General features: G+C 65.0%; 1 protein-coding gene. It reads right to left on the bottom strand.

Annotated elements, in window-relative coordinates:
• Nucleotides 1-1,181: transposase (locus tag ACIGGF_RS25370; RefSeq protein WP_397523788.1), on the bottom strand; the 1,181-nt coding region annotated here is incomplete at its 3' end.
• Between the last annotated feature and the right edge of the window lie 5 nt (nt 1,182-1,186).

Genomic DNA, 1,186 nt, shown 5'->3' with positions numbered 1-1,186 from the left:
CTCTCGGGGCCGGGCGCGGTCAGATTCGCCTCGGTCAGATATCCCGCATCGGCGAGCAGCACTCCGATCTCATTGTCCACGTTCGGATCCGAATCGACACGAGCACTCGACACGACGTCGGCGGCAGCGACGGCCTTGTCGAGCATCGAGGTGAACGTGGTGCCGTCGTTGGGATTGTTGCCCACCGATGTGGCGATGATGATCCCGTCGCTGGTGGTCACCGCTTGGCAGTTGTAGCCCTGAATCCAGCCACCACCACGCAACTGCATCGACCTCGACTGGGGGTCGGTGATGTTGCGTTTGGGTTCGACAGGCTTCGCAGATTCGACGACAGCCGAGACGGTGGCGGCCTCGACCGCGGCGCGTACTCGTTCCTGCTCTGCAGCTTTCGCGTCGGCGGCGGCGCGGTCGGCGATCGCGCGGTCCAGGAAACGCTGCACGCGAACGACTTTCCAGTTCTTCTCCACCGGGCCCGGAACATGCCCTTTCGCGGTGCCCGCAGCCTTCCTCGCCAGGTAGTTCTCGATGGTGGCCTGATGCTTGGCCCGCGCGTCGGCCAGGTTCATCTGCAATATCTCGACTCTGATCTCCATCGGGGGTTTACCCCTGACCGGACCCGATTCCTCACGCCTGCGCAGATGGTTCGCCACCAGCTTCTCCCGCCGCGCCAGCGTCGCAGTACGGAGCTCGGACTTGTTCTTCTCGACCTGCTCCCGCTTCGCGGCTTTGTCGGCGTTGATCTTTTCGAGTTCGGCCAACGCCTGCGCGATCCGCGCTGCCCGCGACCGCGGATCTGTCATCTCCTCGGGCACTTCGTCGCCGGTCGAGCCCGGCCCGAACATCTCGTCCTCGCGAGCGTCGGCCGCAGCATGCTCAGCCGCGGCAGTCCGTGCGTGCTCGCGAAGTCGCTGCTCGGCCGCCTCGGCAGCCGCTGCGCGGAGTCCTTTTTCGGTGCGATTGGCGCTCAGCGAAGCGTCGGAGGAGATTTTGACTCCGTCGAGGGCGACGACACCCAACCTGGCCAATCCCAATTGCCCGCACAGCAGCAGGACCTGCGTGAACAAGGCATCCATGTGCGGGGCCACGTCGGCGCGGAACCGAGAGATCGTCACATGATCAGGAGTGTTGCCCGCGCAAATGATCCGGAACGCGGCATCACGCTGACACAACCGCTCGAGCACCCGGG

Origin of the sequence: Rhodococcus sp. NPDC078407 (assembly GCF_044542515.1) — a bacterium.
In the GTDB taxonomy this organism is placed as follows: domain Bacteria; phylum Actinomycetota; class Actinomycetes; order Mycobacteriales; family Mycobacteriaceae; genus Rhodococcoides.
Note: the sequence above shows the minus strand (reverse complement) of the source record. Positions and strands in the feature narration are given on the sequence as shown.